This window comes from Actinoplanes ianthinogenes, from assembly GCF_018324205.1.
GTDB classification, from domain to species: Bacteria; Actinomycetota; Actinomycetes; order Mycobacteriales; family Micromonosporaceae; genus Actinoplanes; species Actinoplanes ianthinogenes.
The window spans coordinates 2009856-2031072 of sequence record NZ_AP023356.1 but is presented as its reverse complement, the minus strand read 5'-3'; the positions used below and the strand labels follow the sequence as shown (position 1 = coordinate 2031072).

Annotated in this window: 23 protein-coding genes; 10 read left to right on the top strand and 13 right to left on the bottom strand. The window is 72.9% G+C overall.

Features of this window, described 5'->3' with window-relative positions:
- Positions 1-18: 18 nt before the first annotated feature.
- From Aiant_RS09350 to Aiant_RS09340, 3 genes are read right to left on the bottom strand one after another with little or no spacing between them, the layout of a single operon-like run.
- Positions 19-987 (bottom strand): ferredoxin--NADP reductase, encoded by a 969-nt coding sequence (locus Aiant_RS09350; RefSeq protein ID WP_189332397.1) that lies wholly within the window; start codon positions 985-987, stop codon positions 19-21.
- The gene (locus Aiant_RS09345) at positions 987-1223 is read right to left on the bottom strand and encodes a hypothetical protein (RefSeq protein WP_189332398.1); all 237 of its coding nucleotides are present in this window, start codon (positions 1221-1223) and stop codon (positions 987-989) included. Before Aiant_RS09345 ends, Aiant_RS09350 begins: the two co-directional genes overlap by 1 nt.
- The gene (locus tag Aiant_RS09340) at positions 1220-2338 is read right to left on the bottom strand and encodes a 3-ketosteroid-9-alpha-monooxygenase, oxygenase component (RefSeq protein WP_189332399.1); all 1119 of its coding nucleotides are present in this window, start codon (positions 2336-2338) and stop codon (positions 1220-1222) included. The genes Aiant_RS09345 and Aiant_RS09340 overlap by 4 nt, the downstream gene beginning before the upstream one ends.
- An 89-nt stretch (positions 2339-2427) precedes the next feature.
- Between Aiant_RS09340 and hsaA the strand changes: the two genes are divergently transcribed.
- The 4 genes from hsaA to hsaB are packed head-to-tail and all read left to right on the top strand — an operon-like array spanning position 2428 to position 5825.
- Positions 2428-3600 carry a 3-hydroxy-9,10-secoandrosta-1,3,5(10)-triene-9,17-dione monooxygenase oxygenase subunit gene (hsaA, locus tag Aiant_RS09335; protein WP_189332400.1) on the top strand — a complete coding sequence of 391 codons (1173 nt, stop codon included), beginning with the start codon at positions 2428-2430 and terminating at the stop codon, positions 3598-3600.
- Positions 3601-3607: 7 nt separating this feature from the next.
- Positions 3608-4399 carry a 4,5:9,10-diseco-3-hydroxy-5,9,17-trioxoandrosta-1(10),2-diene-4-oate hydrolase gene (gene hsaD / locus Aiant_RS09330; RefSeq protein WP_189332401.1) on the top strand — a complete coding sequence of 264 codons (792 nt, stop codon included), beginning with the start codon at positions 3608-3610 and terminating at the stop codon, positions 4397-4399.
- Positions 4396-5301 (top strand): iron-dependent extradiol dioxygenase HsaC, encoded by a 906-nt coding sequence (gene hsaC, locus Aiant_RS09325; protein WP_189332402.1) that lies wholly within the window; start codon positions 4396-4398, stop codon positions 5299-5301. The genes hsaD and hsaC overlap by 4 nt, the downstream gene beginning before the upstream one ends.
- Positions 5298-5825 (top strand): 3-hydroxy-9,10-secoandrosta-1,3,5(10)-triene-9,17-dione monooxygenase reductase subunit, encoded by a 528-nt coding sequence (gene hsaB / locus Aiant_RS09320; protein WP_189332403.1) that lies wholly within the window; start codon positions 5298-5300, stop codon positions 5823-5825. Before hsaC ends, hsaB begins: the two co-directional genes overlap by 4 nt.
- A 7-nt stretch (positions 5826-5832) precedes the next feature.
- On the opposite strand, the gene Aiant_RS09315 is transcribed toward hsaB, so the two are convergent.
- A complete protein-coding gene (locus tag Aiant_RS09315) occupies positions 5833-6372 on the bottom strand; it encodes a hypothetical protein (protein ID WP_189332404.1) in 540 nt (179 codons plus the stop codon).
- A 112-nt stretch (positions 6373-6484) separates the two neighbouring features.
- Here Aiant_RS09315 and Aiant_RS09310 point away from each other — a divergent pair, with 112 nt between their 5' ends.
- Positions 6485-7060 carry an MOSC domain-containing protein gene (locus tag Aiant_RS09310; RefSeq protein ID WP_189332405.1) on the top strand — a complete coding sequence of 192 codons (576 nt, stop codon included), beginning with the start codon at positions 6485-6487 and terminating at the stop codon, positions 7058-7060.
- A gap of 10 nt (positions 7061-7070) precedes the next feature.
- On the opposite strand, the gene Aiant_RS09305 is transcribed toward Aiant_RS09310, so the two are convergent.
- Positions 7071-7688: a TetR/AcrR family transcriptional regulator gene (locus Aiant_RS09305; protein WP_212847023.1), complete on the bottom strand. Its 618-nt coding sequence runs from the start codon at positions 7686-7688 to the stop codon at positions 7071-7073.
- Between the two features lie 102 nt (positions 7689-7790).
- On the opposite strand from Aiant_RS09305, the gene Aiant_RS09300 reads away from it, so the two are divergent.
- Both Aiant_RS09300 and Aiant_RS09295 read left to right on the top strand, forming a co-directional pair.
- Positions 7791-8714, top strand: a complete 924-nt coding sequence (locus Aiant_RS09300) for a metal-dependent hydrolase (RefSeq protein WP_189332406.1) — start codon at positions 7791-7793, stop codon at positions 8712-8714.
- Positions 8711-9799 (top strand): DUF7802 domain-containing protein, encoded by a 1089-nt coding sequence (locus tag Aiant_RS09295; RefSeq protein ID WP_189332407.1) that lies wholly within the window; start codon positions 8711-8713, stop codon positions 9797-9799. Before Aiant_RS09300 ends, Aiant_RS09295 begins: the two co-directional genes overlap by 4 nt.
- Here the strand turns inward: Aiant_RS09295 and Aiant_RS09290 are convergent.
- Positions 9768-10199 (bottom strand): MarR family winged helix-turn-helix transcriptional regulator, encoded by a 432-nt coding sequence (locus Aiant_RS09290; RefSeq protein WP_189332408.1) that lies wholly within the window; start codon positions 10197-10199, stop codon positions 9768-9770. The two genes, Aiant_RS09295 and Aiant_RS09290, sit on opposite strands and share 32 nt — an antisense overlap.
- Before the next feature lie 83 nt (positions 10200-10282).
- Between Aiant_RS09290 and Aiant_RS09285 the strand changes: the two genes are divergently transcribed.
- The gene (locus Aiant_RS09285) at positions 10283-11488 is read left to right on the top strand and encodes an MFS transporter (protein WP_189332409.1); all 1206 of its coding nucleotides are present in this window, start codon (positions 10283-10285) and stop codon (positions 11486-11488) included.
- On the opposite strand, the gene Aiant_RS09280 is transcribed toward Aiant_RS09285, so the two are convergent.
- From Aiant_RS09280 to Aiant_RS09260, 5 genes are all read right to left on the bottom strand, one after another.
- Positions 11445-12440 carry an acyl-CoA dehydrogenase family protein gene (locus tag Aiant_RS09280; protein WP_189332793.1) on the bottom strand — a complete coding sequence of 332 codons (996 nt, stop codon included), beginning with the start codon at positions 12438-12440 and terminating at the stop codon, positions 11445-11447. The genes Aiant_RS09285 and Aiant_RS09280 overlap by 44 nt on opposite strands.
- The gene (locus tag Aiant_RS09275; protein ID WP_189332410.1) at positions 12437-13408 is read right to left on the bottom strand and encodes an acyl-CoA dehydrogenase family protein; all 972 of its coding nucleotides are present in this window, start codon (positions 13406-13408) and stop codon (positions 12437-12439) included. The genes Aiant_RS09280 and Aiant_RS09275 overlap by 4 nt, the downstream gene beginning before the upstream one ends.
- Positions 13409-13604: 196 nt before the next feature.
- Entirely contained in the window at positions 13605-14699 is a 1095-nt protein-coding gene (locus Aiant_RS09270) for an acyl-CoA dehydrogenase family protein (protein ID WP_189332411.1), read from the bottom strand.
- On the bottom strand, positions 14696-15523 hold the full coding sequence (locus Aiant_RS09265) for an enoyl-CoA hydratase (RefSeq protein ID WP_189332412.1): 828 nt from the start codon (positions 15521-15523) through the stop codon (positions 14696-14698). Before Aiant_RS09265 ends, Aiant_RS09270 begins: the two co-directional genes overlap by 4 nt.
- A complete protein-coding gene (locus tag Aiant_RS09260) occupies positions 15516-17132 on the bottom strand; it encodes a FadD3 family acyl-CoA ligase (RefSeq protein ID WP_189332413.1) in 1617 nt (538 codons plus the stop codon). The genes Aiant_RS09265 and Aiant_RS09260 overlap by 8 nt, the downstream gene beginning before the upstream one ends.
- Positions 17133-17219: 87 nt before the next feature.
- Here Aiant_RS09260 and Aiant_RS09255 point away from each other — a divergent pair, with 87 nt between their 5' ends.
- Together Aiant_RS09255 and Aiant_RS09250 are read left to right on the top strand one after the other, a co-directional pair.
- Positions 17220-18428, top strand: coding sequence for an acyl-CoA dehydrogenase family protein (locus Aiant_RS09255; RefSeq protein ID WP_189332414.1), 1209 nt, complete (start codon positions 17220-17222; stop codon positions 18426-18428).
- Positions 18425-19222: an SDR family oxidoreductase gene (locus Aiant_RS09250; RefSeq protein WP_189332415.1), complete on the top strand. Its 798-nt coding sequence runs from the start codon at positions 18425-18427 to the stop codon at positions 19220-19222. The genes Aiant_RS09255 and Aiant_RS09250 overlap by 4 nt, the downstream gene beginning before the upstream one ends.
- Before the next feature lie 13 nt (positions 19223-19235).
- On the opposite strand, the gene Aiant_RS09245 is transcribed toward Aiant_RS09250, so the two are convergent.
- Together Aiant_RS09245 and Aiant_RS09240 are read right to left on the bottom strand one after the other, a co-directional pair.
- Complete coding sequence (locus tag Aiant_RS09245; protein WP_189332416.1) at positions 19236-19937, bottom strand: SecDF P1 head subdomain-containing protein; 702 nt, start codon at positions 19935-19937, stop codon at positions 19236-19238.
- A gap of 99 nt (positions 19938-20036) precedes the next feature.
- Positions 20037-21152 carry a steroid 3-ketoacyl-CoA thiolase gene (locus Aiant_RS09240; RefSeq protein ID WP_189332417.1) on the bottom strand — a complete coding sequence of 372 codons (1116 nt, stop codon included), beginning with the start codon at positions 21150-21152 and terminating at the stop codon, positions 20037-20039.
- Between the last annotated feature and the right edge of the window lie 65 nt (positions 21153-21217).

Here is a 21217-nt window from a genome sequence, read left to right as displayed (position 1 = left end):
CGACACCATTGTGCCGCCTCAGTAGTACGTGACCGACACCGTCTCACTGCGGGCCACCGACTGGCAGGCCAGGACGTAGCCCTCGGCGAAGTCCTCTTCCTCCAGGATCTGGTTGTCGATCATCTCGACCTTGCCGCTGAGCAGGCGGCAGGCGCAGGCGCCGCAGTGGCCCTGGCGGCAGGAGAACGGCGGGTTGAGCCCGGCCTCGATCACCACGTCGAGCATCCGCTTGCCGGTCGGCCAGGGCAGCCGGTGGGTCCGGCCGTCCAGCTCCACTTCGAGCGTGGCGTCCACGGTGCGCACCTGATCGAGCGCGAAACGCTCGATCCGGACGCGATCCCGCGGGACTCCGGCCCGGTGCAGCGCGTCGCGGGCGATCGCCACGAAGGGATCCGGACCGCAGACGTACGCCGTCCTGTCGCGCTCGCCGGTGACCAGGGCGGCGAGCGCCGCCGGCGTGGGAGCGCCGCGTTCGCTGTCCAGCCAGTGGGTGACGGTCAGCCGCTCGCCGTGGCGCGCCACGAGATCGGCCAGCTCGGCCGCGAAGATGATCGAGGCGGTGTCCCGGTTCGCGTACACCAGGGTGAGCCGCCCGCGGCCGTGCGCGAGCACCGACTTGACGATGGCCATCACCGGGGTGATCCCGCTGCCCCCGGCCAGCAGCAGCAGGTCGTCGTCGAGTGAGGCGGGGACGAACTCGCCCGCCGGTGGGAGCAGGTCGAGCATCGCGCCGGGGCGGACGTGGTCGCAGATCCAGTTGGACGCCTGCCCGTCGCGTACCCTCTTGATCGTGATCTTCAGGTCCTTGTCGGTGTGCGGGGAACTGGCCAGCGAATAGCACCGGGCGACGCCCTCGACCAGGACGGTCACATACTGTCCCGGCCGGTAGGCGAAGGTCTCGGCCAGTTCCGGCGGCACCGCGAGCACCAGCGAGCACGCGTCAGCCGTCTCGGCGATCACCTCGGTGACCCGCAGCCGGTGGTCCATCAGGCCACGTCCAGGCGTCCGGCGCGCACCGCCTGGTCGATGCTGGCGCGCAACCCGGGGCAGGTCGGCACCAGCGCGCCCAGTTCGGTGGCGCACTGCCGGACGGCCGCGGTGCTCCACTGCACGCTGGTCTGCCGCGGGCTCGACTTGCGGACCCGGACCAGGGCGGCGCAGCTCTCACAGACCAGGTCCGCCAGGCCACCCTCCAGGTACTGCTGCCGCTCGGTGCGGCTCATGACTGCTTTTCGAGGTTCGACCGCACTTCCGCGGTCCACGTCTCGACGGCCCGGGTGGTGTCGACCTCGAACTCGTAGCGCGCCACCATGTCCTCGGTGACGTCCTCGACGTCGACGTAGAACTGCTCGTACCACCGGCGGAGCTGATAGACCGGGCCATCCTCGGCGCAGAGCAGCGGGTTGTCGATCCGGGTCTTGTGCTTCCAGATCTCCACGTCCTGCTCGAAGCCGATCCCGATGCTCTGGGAGAACTTCGCCGCGGCCTTGGCGGCCTGCTCGCTGGTGAGGCCGGGCAGCCGTTTGACGATGACGCCCCACTGGAGCACGAACGCGTCCGGCGCGACCGGGTAGTGGCAGTTGATCAGCACCGACTCGACGGTGATGCCGCGGTAGTCGTTGTACAGGTAATCGATCATGTACGACGGCCCGTGGTACGCCGCCTCGGAGCGCAGCGTCGCGTCGCCCGACTGCCGCGCCGCGATCGGCACGTCCGGCCGCGGCCGGGTCTGGAGGAACTGCGCCGCCACGTGCCCCTCGAGAACGTTCTTGAAGAACGTCGGGAAGGCGAAGTGGATGTAGAAGAAGTGCGCCATGTCGACCACGTTGTCGATCACCTCGCGGCAGTTGGCGCCGTCGATCCGGAGCGAATCCCAGGTCCAGTCGCTCCACTCGTCGGAGAACGCGCCCTCGATCCGCGGGATCGTCACGTCCGGCGGGGGTGGGGCGCCCTGCGGATCGTTCCAGATGAACAGCTGCCGGTTCTGCTCCATGGCGTGCCAGGACCGGGTGCGGGCGCGGAGCGGGACGCGGTGCGCGTACGGCACCGCGGCGCACCGGCCGTCGCCGCGCCAGCGCCAGTCGTGGAACGGGCAGGCGATCTCGTCGCCCTTGACCGTGCCCATCGTCAGGTCACCGCCCATGTGCCGGCAGTACCCGTCGAGCACGTGCAGGGCGCCCGCCGAGTCGGCGAAGACCACCAGCTTGGTGCCGAACGCCTCGATCGCGTGCGGCCGCCCGTCCCGGAAGGAGTCGGCCAGACCCAGGCAGTGCCAGCCCCGCGCGAACCTGGTCGGCAGGACCCCGGTATCGATCGTTCGTGCTGTCTCACCGACCATGCCGATTCCTTAGCTAGCTCAGCAAGTAGAACGTGTTCTAGTATAGGTGCCGTCCGGTGAGCCGGCCAAGCCGATGAAGAGGTGATCGCATGGAGAGCGCCGCGGCGGTCCCGTCCCGGGTGACAGAGTTGTTACCCGTTCTACGGGACCGGGCACAGGAGGCGGAGGACCGCCGGACGATCTCCGCCGAGACGATCAAGTCGCTCGCCGCCACCGGTTTCTTCCGGCTGTTGCAGCCGGCCCGGTTCGGCGGTTACGAGGCCGATCCGGTGACGTTCTTCGGCTGCGTGCGCGACATCGCCGCCGCGTGCGGGTCCACCGGCTGGGTCGCCTCGGTGGTCGGCGTGCACAACTGGCAGATGGCGCTCTTCCCGGAGCGGGCCCAGCAGGACGTCTGGGGCGACGACCCGGGCACGCTGATGTCCTCGTCCTACGCCCCGACCGGGAAGATCACGGCGGTCGACGGGGGTTACCGGGTGAGCGGCAGGTGGAGCTTCTCGTCCGGCAGCGACCACGCGAGCTGGGTGCTGCTCGGCGGCATCGTGCCCGGCGAGGGCGACACCCCGGCCGACTTCCGCACCTTCCTGCTGCCCGCGGCGGACTACACGATCGAGGACGTCTGGCACACCATCGGGCTGCGGGGCACCGGGAGCAACGACATCGTGGTGGCGGGCGCGTTCGTCCCGGCGTACCGGTCGCTCAGCTTCGGGGACACGGCGCGCTGCGTCTGCCCCGGCCAGGAGGTCAACCCGGGGCCGCTGTACCGGATTCCGTACGGGTCGATCTTCCCGAACACGATCACCACGCCGATCATCGGGATGGCGGCCGGGGCGTACGACGCGCACGTCGGCTACATGCGCGACCGGGTCCGGGCGGCGTATGCCGGGGTGCGCGCCGCCGAGGATCCGTACTCGCAGGTGCGGGTCGCCCGCGCCGCCGCCGACGTGGACGCCGCCTGGCTCGCCCTGACCGCCGACATGACCGAGCTGATGGCGCTGGCCGCCGCGGGGGAGAAGCTGCCGATGCGGCTGCGCCTGCGAGTACGCCGTAACCAGGTCCGCGGCACCGAGCTGGCGATCCAGGCCGTCGACCGGTTGTTCGAGAACTCGGGCGGCCGGGCGATCTACACCAGCCACCCGATGCAGCGCTACTGGCGGGACGCGCACGCCGGCCGGGTGCACGCCATCAACGATCCCGAGCGGGCCCTGTCCATGTACGGGCGGGGCGAGTTCGGCCTGTCCGTCGCCGACGCCATGGTGTGAGGCACTCATGACTCTCTCGTTCCACCGGGCCGGTCCGTCCGGCGCGCGACCCGTCGTCCTGCTGCACGGCGGCGGGCCGGGCGCCTCGGCCATGAGCAACTTCGGGCGGACCGTCCCGGTCTTCGCCAAGACGTTCGACACCATCGCCGTCGACCAGCCCGGGTACGGCGAGTCGGAGCTCGGCGAGCTCACCGGGCAGTACTTCACCCACGCCGCCGGGGCGCTCGCCGCCCTGCTCGACGAGCTCGGCCTGGACCGGGTCGACCTGATCGGCAACTCGCTCGGCGGCGGCACCGCGGTCCGGTTCGCGCTGAACCACCCGTCCCGGGCCGGAAAACTGCTGCTGATGGGCCCCGGCGGGCTGAGCCTCAACGTGTTCGCCGCCGACCCGACCGAGGGGGTCAAGCGGCTCGGCGCGTTCGGCGCGGCACCGAGCCGCGAGCGGATGGCGGCGTTCCTGCGCACGCTCGTCTTCGACCCGGCGCTGATCACCGACGAGCTGATCGACGAGCGGCTGGCCGCCGCCCGGGACTCCTCGTTCCTGAGCGCCTCGTTCACCGGTCCCGCCTTCGAGGAGGGCCTGCTCTGGCGCGACGCGCACCGGCTGCGCAACGAGGTGTTGCTGGTCTGGGGACGCGAGGACCGGGTCAACCCGCTCGACGGCGCGCTGGTCGCGCTCAAGCTGATCCGCCGCTGCCGGCTGCACGTCTTCGGGGGCTGCGGCCACTGGGCCCACCTGGAGAAGTTCGACGAGTTCAACCGCCTGGCGTTCGACTTCCTGGAAGGGGACCGGCGATGAGTCTGATCCGTTCTCTCGGCTACCTGCGGGTCGAGGCCACCGACGTGCCGGCCTGGCGGCAGTTCGGCGTCAAGGTGCTCGGCATGGTCGAGGGGCGCGGCCCCGACCCGGACGCCGCATACCTGCGCATGGACGACCTGCCCGCGCGCATCGTCGTGGTGCCCGGCGACCGCGACCGGCTCGCCGCCAGCGGCTGGGAGCTGTCGTCGTTCTTCACGATGCGGGAACTCTGCGGCGTCCTGGAGTCGGCCGGGGTCGGTTTCAAGCAGGCCGGGGCCGACGAGCTCGCCGACCGGCGGGTGGCTGAGATGATCAGCGTCGACGACCCGTTCGGCAACCACCTCGAGTTCTTCTGCGGCGCCGCCCTCGACACCCGCCCCGCGATCAGCCTGTACGGGACCAGGTTCGTCACCGGCGAGCAGGGCATGGGCCACGTGGTCCTGCCGGCCTTCGACGACGAGGCCGCGCTGCGCTTCTGGACCGAGGTGCTCGGCTTCCGGCTGCGCGACTCGATGCGGCTGGACCCGGCGACGGTCGGCCTGCCGCCCAGCGACAAGCCTCTGTGGATGCGTTTCCTCGGCTGCGGGCCCCGGCACCACAGCGTCGCGCTGGCCCCGATCCCGGCGCCCACCGGCATCATCCACCTGATGACCGAGACGGCGTCGATCGACGACGTGGGCCGGGCGATCGACCGCTGCGCCCGTGCCAGGGCCCCGATGATCTCCACGCTCGGCCGGCACGCCAACGACAACATGATCTCCTTTTACGTACGCACGCCGAGCGGTTTCGACATCGAGTACGGCACAGCGGGCCTGACCGTCGACGACGAGTCCTGGGTGGCCCGGCAGACCACCGCGCACAGCGTCTGGGGTCACCGGTTCTTCCCGTCCGAACGCGGGTGAGCCGCGAGTTCCGCCGGGTCTTCGGTCACTTCTGCACCGGCGTCACGATCATCACGGCGGACGGGCCGGCCGGTTTCGCCTGTCAGGCCTTCGCCCCGCTGTCGCTGGACCCGCCGCTGGTGCTGTTCTGCCCGCAGGCCGGCTCCCGCACCTGGCAGCGGATCCGGCAGCGCGGGGTGTTCTGCGTCAACGTGCTGGCCGAGGGCCACGACGAGCTGTCCCGCGCGTTCGGCGCGAGCCGGCTGGACAAGTTCGACGGTGTGGCCTGGAGCCCGTCCCCGCTGGGCGCGCCGATCCTGCACGACGCGCTGACCTGGGCGGAGTGTTCGGTGGAGGCGGTCCATCCGGGCGGCGACCACGCGATCGTGGTGGGCCGGGTCCGGACCCTCGGCGACTGCCGCGACAGCGGTCCGTTGCTGTTCTTCAAGGGCCGGTACCGGTCCGCCGCCCCGCCACCCCCGTCCGCCGAGACGGAGGTGGTCGACACGCTGCTCGCCTGGCCCCGCCACACCGACTGGATCTAGCGGCGTCTCAAAGACCGGAGACCGCCGCCTCCACCTTCTTCGCCAGAGACGGCTTCACTTTGCCGGACACCCGCACCAGGCCTCGTTCGTCGCCGGTGAAGTAATGCCACTCGGTGCCCAGGATCGGGTTCTCCTTCTGCAGGCCCTGGATGTAATCCGAGCGACGCTTGGCGCCGTCCGCGTCGGCGAACACCTCGACGACCAGGCCGCGCTCGACGGAGTACTTCTCGCCGCTCTTGTCGCCGCCCGGCAGGTCGGCCGAGGCGCGCGACGTGTAACCGTTGGGCCGGCCGAGCAGATCGTTCGGATCCGTGTCCTCGTTCTGCTCGGCCGCGGCGGTCAGGCCGAGGCCGGCAGCCGAGAGCTTCTTCATGATGGCGCCGGCGTCCAGCGCGGTAGCGGCTTCGGTCTTGTCGACGGCCGTGGTGGCCACAGCCGCCGGGGACGGCGGTGCGCCCGTCGGGGACGGCTCGGCAGTGGACGAGCAGGCTGCCAGGACTACAACAGAGGCCGCGAGGCCGAGGATTGCGATGCGACGACGGAGCATCCCCGCACGCTAACGGCAGCCCCAGCGAGCGGAACGAACGAACCCCGCTCGGCCACGCGGGTGGCTGGAATGCGGTGGACGGTGGTTGCGCGGGTGGGGCACAGTCGACGCCGTGACTGACTCGATCGCCGTGCGCCACCGTTCGCTGGACGAGATCATGGCGGGTCTCGACGTCGTGCGGCAGGCGCCGCAGAGTGTCGGCAGCCTGGCGCTGGCCGTGCGCCGGCCGGAGGTCGGCACCCGGGAGGTGCTTGCCCGGGCCGAGCTCGATGCCACCGCCGGGCTGGTCGGCGACAACTGGAGTCAGCGGCCCAGTTCCCGGACGCCGGACCGGTCGCCGCACCCCGACATGCAGCTGAACGTCATCAGTTCCCGCTTCGCCGAGTTGATCGCCGGTGACGACCGGAACGCCTGGGCTCTCGCCGGCGACCAGCTCTACCTCGACTTCGACCTCAGCGTCGACGCCCTGCCGGCCGGTTCCCGGCTGGCGATCGGTGACCGGGCGGTGATCGAGGTGACCGACCAGCCGCACACCGGCTGTGCCAAGTTCGCGGCCCGGTTCGGGCGGGACGCGCACAAGCTCGTGTGGACCGAGGAGGGCAAGCTCCTGCGGCTGCGCGGGCTCAACGCCCGGGTGATCGTCGGCGGGCCGATCGAGGCCGGTGACACCGTCCGCCGGGTGGCGTGACCCGGACGACTCAGGCGACGCCGTAAATGCTGCGTAGCCACACCACTGCCAGCGCCTGCGCCCGGAGCCGGTCGGCCGGGTTGTCCTCAGGCCCGAGGTGCTCCAGCATCCGGTCGCTGAGCTCCAGCAGCAGCCTGGCGAGCGTCTGACTGTCCGGCCCGGCGGGAGCCCGACCCGCCGCCCGCTCGCCGTCGATGTGCTGAGCCACCGGCGCCACGAACGACTCCAGATAGCCCGTCCACATCTCCCGGATGCCGCTGCTCGTCCGGCGCGCCTCCAGCACCGCCCGGAACAGATAGTGGCGTTCCCGCACCGACGCGATCAGGTCGTCGACCATCCGCTCGATGCGCCGGGCCGGCGGCACCCCCTCGTCCGCGAGGTGACCCGCCGCCGCGAGCCCGCCCACGTAGACGTCCGCGCAGAGCGCCGCCACGCAGGCAGCCTTGTTCTCGAAGTAGAAGTAGAACGCCGACCTGGTGACGCCGGCCCGCGCCGAGATGTCCGCGATCGCGATCGCGTCCAGGGGTGTCTCGTGCAGCAGCTCGTCGAGGGCGCGCAGCAGCGCCTCGCGCCGCTGGTCGCCGGCGCCCACCGGCCGCCGGTCCATGGTCCTCTGTGGTCCGGCCATGAAGTCTCCCCGGCCCCCTGGACAACCCGTCGGGACCGAGCCTATAAAGGGGTTTGACACGCGTCAAATTTTCCAGACGCGTGTCAACCATAGGGGGCTCCGATGACCCACCTGCAGATCCGGAAGATCGACTTCGGTTTCGACGACACGATCCCGTTCCAGTGGCTGCCCAGCCATCCGAAATTCGGGCTGATGGCCAACGCGATCAGCATCATGGCGATCGCGTTCGAGAAGTTCATCGTCATCAACACCCGGGCGGCGATCCCGTTGATCCGTGACCCGGCCGCGGCCGGGGAGGCGGAGGCGTTCCTGCGTCAGGAGGCGCAGCACGCCAAGAACCATCGCCGGCACGTCGCCGCGCTGGTGCGGCGGTATCCCGGGCTCCAGGAGACCGTCGACGAGGCGTACGCGGCCTTCGACCGCCTGGTCGCGACCCGGTCGTTGAAGTTCCGGCTGGCCTACACCGCGGACCTGGAGTCGACGTTCACGCCGATCTTCAAGGTGATGCTCGACCACGAGGACGAGCTGTTCCGCCCCGGTGACGAGCGGGTCGCCTCGCTGTTCCTCTGGCACTTCGTGGAGGAGGTGGAGCACCGCAGCTCGGCGCTGGTGGTCTGCGACGCCGTGGTGCGGAACCGCTATTACCGTGCCGGCGTCGCTCGTGCCGTCTTCCGGCACATCATGAAGGTGTACCGCGACATCCTCCAGGGCTTCGAGAAACACGTGCCGGAGGCGGACCGCCAGGCGTGGTATCGCAACGTGTCACCGGACGGGGTGCGCCGCGAGGAGGTGATCTCCCGGTTGCCGCTGCGGCCGTCGTGGCGTACCCGGCTCGGGATCCGGCCGCCGTCGCCGTTCGCCCCGGCGTCGAACCGGGAGATGCTCGTCATGGCGTACCGGCTCCTGCTCTCCCAGCTGCCGCACCACCGGCCCGCCCGGCAGCCGCTGCCGCGCTTCGCCGACGTCTGGTTCCGGTGTTACGCCGACGGGCGGGACGTCACCCGGTTCTACACGGCGACCCGGTGACGGTCGTGTGCACGCCCGGATACGCGGAGGTCGCCCGGACCCTGGGTGCCATCGACTGCGCGCACGCGCCGGCCGTCGTGTCGGTCCGCCCGCCCACCGCCCTGGCCGACGGCACCATGCTCGTCGTCGAAGCGCTCATGATCATCGGTGCGATCGCCGCCGTGGTCCACGCGGTGCTCTGGTGGCGCCGCCGCGGCGACCCGACCAACCTCGGGCTGTGCTGCGCCACGGTCGTCTACCTGCTGATCCTGGAGCCGCCGCTGTACTTCCCGGACCGCTTCGGCCTCCAGGACCGGGTCGGCCTGATCTTCGTGCACAACCTGTTCTCGGTGCAGCTGCTCGGCGACCGGCTGCCGCTCTACATCGTCGCGGTCTACCCCGCGCTGACCTATCCGGCCTACGTCCTGGTCCAGCGCACCGGCCTGCTGGACCGGCACTCCCCGGTGGCGGGCGCCGCCTGCGTGGCCGTGGTGTTCCAGTGCTTCTACGAGGTCTTCGACCAGATCGGCCCGCAACTGCGCTGGTGGGCCTGGAACCCGCAGGCGCCCTCGAACTCGCCGGCGCTGGCCGCCGTCCCGCTCAGCAGCGTGACCATTTTCGCCGCAGCGGCTCCGTTCGGGATGGTGCTGCTGACCCGCCTGCTGCTCGCCCGGCGCGCCGCTCGCGGGCCGATTCCGCCGCTGTCGATGGCCCTGCGCGTCGTCGCGGTCGGCGCGCTGACGCCGCTGGCCATGGTGGCGTTCTCGATTCCGTACTTCCTGCTGACCGGACGGCCCGACCCGGTCCGCGCGCTGTCGCTCTGGGCGGTGCTCGCGGCCCTCGTCATCGCTGCCGCCGTCACGGTGCGCCGCGACCGGGGACATCCCGCGCCGCGCGAGGCGGGCGGTTTCCTCGATCGCTACGCGATCGTCGCGGGCGCGACCTTCCTGCTGGTGTTCGCCGGACTCTGGGCGGTGGCGCCGGCGAGGACCGCTTCCGGCAGTTTCCCGTACGCCCTGAGCTGCGCGCTCACCGCCGCCGTCATCCTGGTGCTGGCGGCGAGGCGGCAAGCTCTCACCCCGTCCGCCGCCGGGCGGCCTCGGTGACCCGGGTGAGCAGCTCCTTGAGCGTCGTCACCTCGTCCGCCGTCAACGCCGCGGCCAGTGTCGCGTCCAGCGCCGCGACCTGAGCGTCCGCCCGGTCGAACAGCTCTCGCCCGGCCTCGGTGGTCCGGATCTCGATCAGCGTGCCGTGCATCGGGTGCGCCGCCCTGGCGATCAGGCCGGCCTTCTCCAGCCGGCCCAGGGTGCTGTTCATCGTCTGCGGCGTGACCGCGCACTTCCGGGCGAGCTGGGCCGCTGTGATGCCGGGGTGGTCGGAGAGGATGGCCAGCGCGCTCTGCTGCGCCGGCGTCAGCCCGAACTCGCGCAGCACCAGCTCCTTCGCCGCCTGGCTGGTCTGCTCGGCGCGCTTGACATATCCGAGCAGCCGTTCCGAGTAATGCACGCCACTAAGCCTAGCTCAACGCGTAAGGATGCTGTTGGCTATCAGATATCGAATACCCGGCAGCATGCTTAAGGAGGGTCGTGATGGCGACCGATCGGCGGCGTTGGGTGGTCCTGGGGGTCGGCATGCTCGCCATGACCGCCGCGTGCACCTTCCAGTTCGGACTGCCGTTCCTGATTCCCGCCTTCCGCGACGCGGGCATGTCCCTCACCGAGGCCGGCCTGCTCGCCGCCGCGCCGACCGCCGGGCTGCTCCCGACCCTGATCGCGTGGGGCGCCGCCGCCGACCGCTGGGGTGAGCGCGTCGTGCTGACCACCGGACTCACCCTGGCCGGCGGCATCCTGCTGGCCGCCACCCAGCTCGACGACACGGTCGCGCTCGGCGTCGTGCTGCTGCTGGCCGGTGCGGCGGGCGGGTCCGTGCACGCCTCCAGCGGCCGGCTGATCCTGGGGTGGTTCGCGGCGCGGGAGCGCGGGCTGGCGATGGGTCTGCGGCAGACCGCGCAGCCGCTCGGCGTCGCGGTCGGGGCGCTGCTGCTGCCGACCCTCGCGGTCACCGGCGGGCTGCTCTTCATGGGCCTGTTCTCCCTGGTCGCGGCGGCGCTGGTCGGCATCCTGGTGCGGGACCCGGCCCCGAGCGGCGCCGCCGCCGGCGCGGACACCGGCTCGCCGTATCGGACGCCCGTGCTGTGGCGCATCCACGCGGCCAGCACGCTGCTGGTCGTCCCGCAGTTCACGGTGGCGACGTTCGCCCTGGTCTTCCTGGTGGAGGAGCACGGGTGGCGGCCGGACGCGGCCGGTCGCGTGCTGGCGATCGGCCAGGCCGCCGGCGCGGTGATGCGGCTGGTCGCCGGCTGGTGGTCCGACCGGGCCGGCTCCCGGACCCGCCCGATGCGCGTGATCACGCTGGCCATCGCGGCGGTCATGGCGCTGCTCGCCGCCACCAGCGGCGCGGCGATCTCGGTCGTCGCGCTGATGGCCGCGTCGGTGCTGACCGTCGGGCCGAACGGTCTGGCGTTCACCGCCGTCGCCGAGTACGCCGGGCGGAGCTGGGCCGGCCGGGCGCTCGGCATCCACAACACCGCGCAGAACACCGTCGCGAGCGCCACCCCACCCGCCATGGCCGCCCTGATCGGCGCCGCCGGTTACGGTGCCGCGTTCGCCGCCGCGGTGGTCTTCCCGCTGCTGGCCGCGGTCATCATCCCGATGCGGACCAGCCGGGCCGAGGAGCCGGCGCCGCGAACGATCAAGGTCCCGGCGACAACTCCAGGGCCGCGGCCAGGCGGTTGAGGTGGACGCCCGGGGAGCCGAAGAGCTCGGCGTCGGCGTACGCGCGGCGCAGGTAGCGGTGGGCGTCGTGCTCCCAGGTGATGGCGATGCCGCCGTGCATCTGGACCATCTCGGCGGTGATCGCCCGCTGCGCCTCCGAGCAGCAGACCTTGGCCATCGCCGCCGGTGTCGCGGTATCGGGGGCGCCGGCGGCCACGGCCTCGGCGGCGGTCCAGGACGCGGTGGTGGCGGCCTCCAGGCTCAGGTACGCCTCGGCCAGCCGGTGCTGGATCACCTGGAAGGAGCCGATCGGGCGGCCGAACTGGACCCGCTGCCGCACGTACTCGTGGGTCAGCTCGAAGGCCCGGGACGCGGCACCCACCTGCTCGGCGCTCAGAGCCACGCAGGCCAGGTCGCGCAGCCACGGCAGCAGGCCCGGGTCGTCGCTCAGCCGCCAGGCGGGCACGTCGTCCAGGTGCACCACGGCCAGCGGGCGGGTGGCGTCCAGCACGTCGCAGGGCAGCACGTCGACGCCGCGCGCCGTGGCCGCCACCTCCCACAGCCCGTCGCCGGTCACCGCCAGCAGGACGTCGGCCGCCGCGGTGTCCAGGACCTGGCTCGCCTCGCCGGTCAGCCGGCCCGCCACGGAGACTGTGTGATCGTCGAGGAACAGCAGGGTGGCCACGCGGTCGCCGGCACACAACGACGGCAGCAGGTCGGTGGCCCCGGCCCGCAGCAGGGCCTGGGTGGCCAGCACCGCGCTGCCCAGCATCGGGGACGGGGTGAGCCGCCGGGCCAGCTCGGTCATCACGACCTGGGACTCCAGCAGGGTCGCGTCCGCCCCGCCGTGCGAGGCCGGGACCGCCAGTCCGGCGACCCCGATCTCCTTGCAGAGCCTCGGCCACAGCGGGTCCGGGCGAGAAGCCAGCAGTCCGCGTACGGCGTCGCGCAGCGCCCGGCGTTCGTCGGTCAGTGGCATGTGCCCTCCTCGGCGAGTTCCGCCATCAGTCGTGCCCGGTGGCCGGCCGGGGTGCCCCAGGACAGGCTCAGCGCCCGCACCCTGGTCAGCAGGCGGCCGAGGCCGTGCTCCCGGGTGTAGCCGATCGCGCCGTGCACCTGGAGTGCCGCGCGGGCGGCCCGGTTCGCGGCGTCGGAGCAGGCGACCTTCGCGGCCGAGACGTCCCGGGCGGTGACGGTCACCGCGGCCGCGTAGAGCAGCGGCCGGGCGAACTCCAGCCCGACCGCGACGTCGGCGAGGCGGTGCTGCACGGCCTGGAACCGGCCGATCGGCCCGCCGAACTGCACCCGGGTCCGGGCGTGCGCCACGGCCGCCTCCAGCAGCGCCCGCGCGGCGCCGAGCAGCTGGGCCGCACAGACAAGCGCGCCGAGATCCAGCGCCCGGCCGATCGCCGGGCAAGCCTGGGGTGGCCCGCTCGGGAACACCTCGAACAGCCGCCGCGCGCGGTCCAGGGAGACATGCATGCCGCCGGCCCGGGCCGGCCCGGCCACGCCGCGATCGGCGAGCAACACCACGCCGGCGGCGTCCGCGTCGAGGGCGTAGGGCAGCCACGGCGGCGCCGCGAGGGTGCCCAGCAGACTCCCGCCGGCCAGCGCGGGCAGCCACCGGCCGGGCTGGTCGAGCCCGGCCAGCAGGGTCGGCACGGCGGCGAGGCTCTCGGCCACCGGACCGGGCACCGCGTGGTGCCCGAGTTCCTCGCCCGCGATCACCAGGTCGGCCGGGTCGGCGGCCAGACCGCCCCAGCGGACCGGCACGGCGAGACCGGTGACCCCGGCGTCGGCCAGCCGGGACCAGAGCCGACGGCCAGGGTCATGGTCACCGGCGGCCCAGCTGTCCGCGGCCGCCGGCACGTCAGCCGCGGACAGCACATCGTGCAGCGTGGCCGCGAACGCGACCTGCTCCGGCGACGGGACCAGCATCATCGCGGCCATCCCCGCGTCCGGGCGGCGACGAGCGCCGGGACCGGCATCATCGTTGCCTTCCCCGCGTCCGGGCGGCGACGAGCGCCGGGACCGGCATCATCGTTGCCTTCCCCGTGAGCGGGCGGCGACGAGCGCCGGGACCGGCATCATCGCGGCCATCCCCGGGTGCGGGCGGCGACGAGCGCCGGGACCGATCTCATCGGGGGAGACCCAGGACTCGGGTGGCGACGATGCCGCGCTGGATCTCGTTCGTCCCCGCGTAGATCGGCCCGGCCAGCGCGAACAGATATCCGTCGGTCCACGACCGGTCGACCTCGGCGTGCGGCCCGAGCAGGTCCAGGGCCGTCTCGTGCAGGGCCACGTCCAGCTCCGACCAGAACAGCTTGACCATGCTGGGCGAGCAGGGCGCCCCGGCGAAGGCGTGCATCCGATACGCCCGGGCCGCGATCCAGGCGTCCGCCACCCGATCCCGCAGCCCCGGATCCGCACCCTCCTGCCACCGGGCCACCAGCCGCCCCGCCGCCGCGGTGAATCGCCCCGGGCTGCGCAGCCCCACCCCACGCTCGTGCCCGGCCGTGCTCATCGCCACCCGCCACCCGTCACCGGGCGCGCCGATCACGTCGGCGTCCGGCACGAACACGTCGTCCAGAAAGATCTCCGCGAAACCCGCCGCACCACCGAGCTGCCGGATCGGCCGCACCGTCACCCCCGGCGCCCGCAGGTCCACCATCAGGTAGGTCAGCCCCCGATGCCGCTCCGCCGCCGGGTCGCTGCGGAACAGCCCGAACGCCCGATCCGCGACCACCGCCCGCGAACTCCACGTCTTCTGCCCGGAGAGCGCCCAGCCACCCTCGGCCCGCACCGCCCGGGACCGGATCGCGGCCAGGTCGCTCCCCGCTTCAGGCTCCGACCAGGCCTGGGCCCACACCTGCTCGGCACGGGCCATCCGGGGCAGGATCCGGTCCCGCTGCTCCGCCGTCCCGTGCGCGAGCAACGTCGGGGCGAGCAGGAACAACCCGTTCTGCCCGATCCGCACCGGCGCCCCGGCCGCGTGGTACTCCTCCTCGAACAGCAGCGCATGCAGCGGTGGAGCGTCCCGCCCGCCGTACCGCGCGGGCCACGAGACCACCGCCAGCCCGGCGTCGGCGAGCCTGCGCTCCCAGGCTCGGTGCGCCGCGTCCCCGGCCGGGGTGTCCACACCGGGCAGTGGCTCGGCGGGAACGTTCGCGGCGAGCCAGTCGCGCACCTCGTCACGGAACGCCCGCGCGCCGGGTGGCAGGTCGAGGTTCACCGCTTCATGGCCTTCGGATCCAGCCCGGCCAGCGGGTCGCCGGTGACCTCGGCGTTGTGCGCGTGGGCCAGGTGGTGCAGGCCGAAGACCGCGTCCATCCCGGCGCGCATCCCCATCAGGTCCTCGCACTGGTTCAGCGCGCGCTTGGCCAGCGCCAGCCCGAACGGGGGCATCGCGGCGACCCGCTCGGCGAGCGCGATCACCGCCGGTTCCAGGTCCGCGCGGGGCACGACCCGATTGACCATGCCTATTTCGTACGCCCGGAGCGCGTCGAAGCGGTCGCCGGTGAACAGCACCTCCCGGGCGAGGCGAGGCCCCAGCATCCACGGATGCGCGAAGTACTCCACCCCGGGAATGCCCATCCGCAGCACCGGATCGGCGAAGAACGCGTCCTCGGCCGCCACGATCAGATCGCACACCCAGGCCAGCATCATCCCGCCGGCCACGCAGGCGCCCTGCACCATGGCGACGAGCGGTTTCGGGATCTCCCGCCACCGCCGGCACATGCCCAGATAGACCTCCATCTCGCGGGCGTAGCGCCGGTCCGCCCCGGCCCGCTCGGTGTGGTCCCACCAGATCGTCGCCCGGCGCGGGAACGAGGTGTCCGCGTCCCGCCCGGGCGAGCCGATGTCGTGGCCCGCCGAGAAGTGCTCACCCGCCCCGGCCAGCACGATCACCCGTACGCCGGGGTCGTCCACGGCCCGGCTGAACGCGGCGTCCAGCGCGTAGGTCATCGCCGAGTTCTGCGCGTTGCGGTACCGCGGCCGGTTCATCGTCACGACCGCGATCCCGCCCCGGCGTTCGTAGAGCACCTCGTCAGCCATCGCCCGCCTCCGCGCGCAGCAGATATTTGAGGACCTTGCCCGACGCGTTGTGCGGCAGCTCGGTCCGCAGCTCGACGGCGCGCGGCACCTTGTAGCCGGCCAGCCGCCCCCGGCAGAACTCGATCACCTCGGGCTCGGTCAGCGACCGTCCCGGGCGGCACACCACGAACGCCCTGCCGACCTCGCCGAGCCGCCGGTCCGGCACCCCGATCACGGCGGACTCGGCGACCTGCGGCAGCCGGGCCAGGGTGCGCTCCACCTCGGCCGGATACACGTTGAAGCCGCCGCAGATGTACATGTCCTTGAGCCGGTCGGTGATCGTCAGGTAGCCGTCCTCGTCGAGCCGGCCGACGTCGCCGGTGTGCAGCCAGCCGTCGGCGTCGATCGCCTCGGCGGTGGCCTCCGGGTCGTCGAGGTAACCGAGCATCACGTTCGGCCCGCGCAGCAGCACCTGGCCGTCGGCGTCGTCGATCCGGACCTCGAACCCGGCCGCGGCGCGCCCGCAGGTCTCGGCCACGGTCCGGGCCGCGTCGCCGGGACGGCACATGGTGGCCACGACCGCTTCGGTCAATCCGTACGCCGTGAGCACCTCCGCGCCGAGCTCCTTGCGCATCCGCTCGACCAGCGCGGGCGGCACCGTGGCCGCCCCGGTCACCGCGAGCCGCAGGCTGGACAGGTCGTGGCGGCCCGCCTCCGGATGGTCCATCAGGCTGGTGTAGAGCGTGGGCGGGCCGGGCAGCACGGTGATCCGCTCGGCGCCGATCCGCTCCATCACCCGCGGCACGTCGAACACCGCCTGCGGCACGATGGTGGCGCCGCTGACCAGGCAGGCGAGGATGCCCGCCTTGAGGCCGAAGCTGTGGAAGAACGGGTTGACCACCAGGTAGCGGTCGTCCGGCCCGAGCCCGGCGATGCCGGCCCAGGCCGCGGCGACGGCCAGCGACTGCCGATGCGCGCTCATCACGCCCTTGCTCCGCCCGGTCGTCCCGGACGTGAACAGGATGTCCGCGACGTCGTCGGGCGACACCGCCGCGGCCCGCGCGTCAGCCTCACTCCCGGGCACCGACTCACCCGCCGCGAGAAAGGCAGCCCAGCCGTCAGGCGCCGCCGCGTCTCTGCCGGTCCGGGCATCGCGGTCTGCCGGGTCTCTGCCTGCCCGGGGATCGCGCTCGGCCGCGGACGACGGGGTGCGGCCCTCCGCGTCCACGGGCAGGGTCACGATCAGCCGGGGGAGGGCCACGCCCTCCTCGGCCGCGGCAGCGACCAGCGCGGCGAGCCTGTCGGTGCCGAGGAACGGCCCGACGACGACGAGCGCCCGGGCGTCGCTGCGCCGCACCACGTCGAGCGCCTCCACCCCGGTGAACCGGGTGTTGACCGGGACCAGCGTGCCGCCCGCACAACTCACCCCGAGCGCGGTCAGCACCCACTCCACCGAGTTGGGCGCCCAGAGCGCGAGCCGGTCGCCGGGCCGCAGCCCGCCCGCGATCAGGGCCCGCGCCACCCGCCGCACCTCACCGAGCAGCTCCCGATAGCTGAGCGGACCGAGGGCCGCCGCCGAGCCGAAGGAGGCGGCCGCGCGCGCCAGGGCCGCCGGGATCGTCGAGGTCATCGCACCTCCCAGACCGCTGCCGAGGCTGTGGTGACCCAAGCAAGTGCTTGGTAGGGTGAGCCTACGCGCGGAGCGGGAGGCAGACCAGTGGAGGACGACCGGGAGTTCAGACGCGAGATCCGGGACTGGCTCGCCGCGAACGTGACCGACGACCTGCGGGGCGCCGGCGGCGCGGGCCGGGAGAGCGAGGCTTTCGAGAGACGTCTCGCCTTCACCCGCCGGCTGGCCGCCGCGGGCTGGAGCACGCTGGCCTGGCCGGTCGAGCACGGTGGCCGGGGCGCCTCCCTGCACCGGCAGGTCATCTTCCACGAGGAGTATGCGATGGCCGGCGCCCCCGGCCGGGTCGACCACATCGGTGTCACCATGGTCGGTCCCACCCTCATGCAGCTCGGCACCGACCGGCAGCGGGCGCGGTTCCTGCCCGGCATCGCCGCGGCCACCGAGCTGTGGTGCCAGGGTTACTCGGAGCCCGGCGCCGGCTCCGATCTGGCCGCCGTCACCACCCGTGCCGAGCTCGACGGCGACCACTGGGTGCTCACCGGGCAGAAGGTGTGGACGTCCCTGGCCCACGTGGCCGACTGGTGCTTCGTGCTGGCCCGCACCGCGCCGGTCCCGGAGGGCGCCTCCCGCCACGCCGGTTTGTCGTACCTGTTGGTGCCGATGCGCCAGCCCGGCGTCACGGTCCGGCCGATCCGCCAGCTGACCGGGGACAGCGAGTTCAACGAGGTGTTCTTCGACGGCGCCCGCACCGAGCGGGACCTGGTCGTCGGCGAGCCCGGCCAGGGCTGGCGGGTGGCGATGGCGACGCTCGGCTTCGAACGCGGCGCGGCCACCGTCGGCCAGCAGGTCGGCTTCCAGCGTGACCTGGACGACCTGGTGGCGCTGGCCCGGCGCACCGGCGCGACCGCCGACCCGGCCGTCCGCGAGCGGCTGACCCGGGCGTGGATCGACCTGACCGTGCTGCGGGCGCACACCCTGCGGCTGCTGTCCGGGCCGCCGTCGGCGGGTGCGGCCACGGTCATCAAGCTGCTCTGGTCGCGCTGGCGGCAGGGGCTCGGCGAGCTGGCCATGACCGTGCTCGGGCCGGCCGGCGTGGCGGCGGCCCCGGGCGACGACGCGCCCGCGACGCCGGGGCGGGCCCGGGACACGACCCGGCCCACCGCCGGTGAGGTGGATCGCTGGCGGCGGTTGTTCCTGTTCAGCCGGGCCGACACGATCTACGGCGGGTCGAACGAGATCCAGCGCGGCATCCTCGCCGAGCGAGTCCTCGGCCTGCCCCGGCAGGACCGCCGATGACGCCGGCCGCGCCGGCCGGATCGCCGAGGGCGCCGGCCGGGCATGACCTGCTGACCGGCAAGGTCGTGGTGGTGACCGCGTCAGCCGGCACCGGGATCGGCGCCGCCATCGCCGAGCGCTGCCTCGCCGAGGGGGCCCGGGTGGTGCTCAGCGACCGGCACGAGCGGCGTCTGGCCGAGGCGCACGAGCGCTTGACGAAGGCGTACGCAAATCGGGTCTTGTCCCTGGTCTGTGATGTCACGGACGACCGTGACGTGCGGGGTCTCGTGAGCGGCGCGGCCCGGGAGTTCGGGCGGCTGGACGTCATGATCAACAACGCCGGGCTGGGTGGCGAGCGGGCCGTCGACGAGATGACCGACGACGAGTGGGGCCGGGTGCTGGACGTGACGCTGACCGGCACGTTCCGGTGCACGCGGGCGGCGCTGCGGCAGATGATCGCGCAGGGCGGCGGGGGAGCGGTGGTGAACAACGCCTCGGTGCTCGGCTGGCGCGCGCAGGCCGGGCAGGCACATTACGCGGCGGCGAAGGCCGGGGTGATGGCCTTCACCCGGTGTGCCGCGCTGGACGTCGCCGCGCACGGCATCCGGGTCAACGCGGTGGCTCCCAGCCTCGCCATGCACGCCAACCTGAGCAGGGTGATCGGTGAGCCGGAGCTGGCCGGGCTGGCCCGGCGCGAGGCGTTCGGCCGGGCCGCGCAGCCGTGGGAGGTGGCGACCGTGGTGGCGTTCCTGGCCAGCGACTACGCGTCCTACCTCACCGGCGAGGTGATCTCGGTGAGCAGCCAGCACCCCTGATCGGCCCGGTCGGTCAGGGCGCGCCGAGTTCGCGGGCCAGCGACTGGGCCTCGTCCTGGGACATCCGGCCCCCGATCATCGCCGTGCCGCTGGGGATGCGCTCGATGACGGTCGGGTTGCTGAGCATCTTGGACCCCATCACGATGGCGAGTTGGTTGCGCGGCTCGGGCTGGGCGCTCACCTGGGCGGTCAGGTCGCTGAAGTGGGCGCCGTCCTGGTCGGCGAAGGTCACCGAGACCGTCCAGCCGCCGAAGTCCGGATCGTTCTGCACCCGGATCTGGTCCAGCTGCCGCACCGAGAACCCGCCGGCGGCCGACACCTTCAGACAACTGCTGCCGTCGGCCGCGGTGTACTGCTGCCCCGGCGTCTCCGCCGTGCACGCCCCCGGGGTGACCTCCTGCACCACGTAGAAGTCCAGCGGCGTCTTCGCGGCCCCCGGCTTGACCTGCTGGTCGTCCTCGTCCGACCACGGGTGCGCGATCAGCAGCCCGGCGACCACCGCCACCGCGACCACGACGCCGCCCCACACCCAGAACGTCGACGACCCGCTCCGCGCGGCACGCGGCGCGGCCGGGCCGGAGCGTGCGGTGGACCGTTGCGCGATCACCAGCCCCGGCACGCCCACGACGGTCAGCACGCCGCCGATCAGGGCCAGCACGGGGATCTGTCCGATCAGGCCGATCGCAGTTCCGGCCGCTCCGAGGAGAACGACCACCCTCCAGACCGGAAGACTGCCATTACCCGACCGCGCCATGCCGCCCCCACCCTCGTCGATGGATCAAACCGCACGCAGCTTAATCCGAAGGCACAAGGCTCAGACACGTTCGAGGATGGTGGCGGTGGACATCGCGCCGCCGGCGCACATGGTGATCAGGGCGGTGGCGCCGCCCGAGCGTTCCAGCTCGTGCAGGGCCGTGGTGAGCAGCCGGGCGCCGGTGCTGCCGACCGGGTGGCCGAGGGCGATGGCGCCGCCGTTGACGTTGACCCGGTCCGGGTCGGCCTGGTGCACGCTCAGCCAGGAGAGGACCACACTGGCGAACGCCTCGTTCACCTCGACCACGTCGATGTCCTCGATCTTCATGCCGGTGCGGGCCAGCACCCGGTCGGTGGCGGCGATCGGCCCGTCCAGGTGGTAATACGGCTCCGCGCCGATCAGGCACTGCGCCCGGATCCGGGCCCGCGGCCGCAGCCCCAGCTGCCGGGCCAGGCCGTCGTCCATCAGCAGCACGGCCGCGGCGCCGTCGGAGATCTGCGAGGAGGTGCCGGCGGTGTGCCGGCCGTCCGGCAGCACCGGGCGCAACCCGGCCAGCCCGGCCAGGGTGGTCTCGCGCAGCCCCTGGTCGCGGTCGACGGTCCCGACCGGCGTCACCTCGCGGTCGAAGCGCCCCTCCCGCCACGCCCGGGCCGCGTTGGCCTGCGAGCGCACACCGAACCGGTCCAGATCCGCCCGGGTCAGCCCGCGCCGGTCGGCGATCCGCTCGGCCGCGACGTACTGGTTCGGCAGGTCGAGGTCCCACGAGCCGGGGCGGGGCAGGCCGGCGTCGCCGAGGTTGGCGCGCAGCGGGACGCGGCTCATCGACTCGACGCCGCAGGCGACGCCGGCCTCGATGGCGCCGGCCGCGATCAGTCCGGCGATCAGGTGGGTGGCGTGCTGGGCGGAGCCGCACTGGGCGTCGACGGTGGCGCAGCCGGTGGTGTGCGGCAGGCCGGCGTGCAGCCAGGCGGTACGCGTCACGTTGTTCGACTGCTCGCCGGCCTGTGTGACGCAGCCGCCGATGGCCTGCTCGACCCGGGCGGGGTCGAGCCCGGCGCGGTCGAGCAGCGCGCGCTGGGTCGTGCCGAGCAACTCGGCGGGGTGCAGGCCGGAGAGCACGCCGCCGCGGCGGCCGATCGGCGTGCGGACCGCCTCGACGAGCACTGGAGCACCCATGACGCCCTCCCGGGTGGAGACGACAAAACTAGAACGTGTTGCTATATCGAAGCACAGGAGTTTGA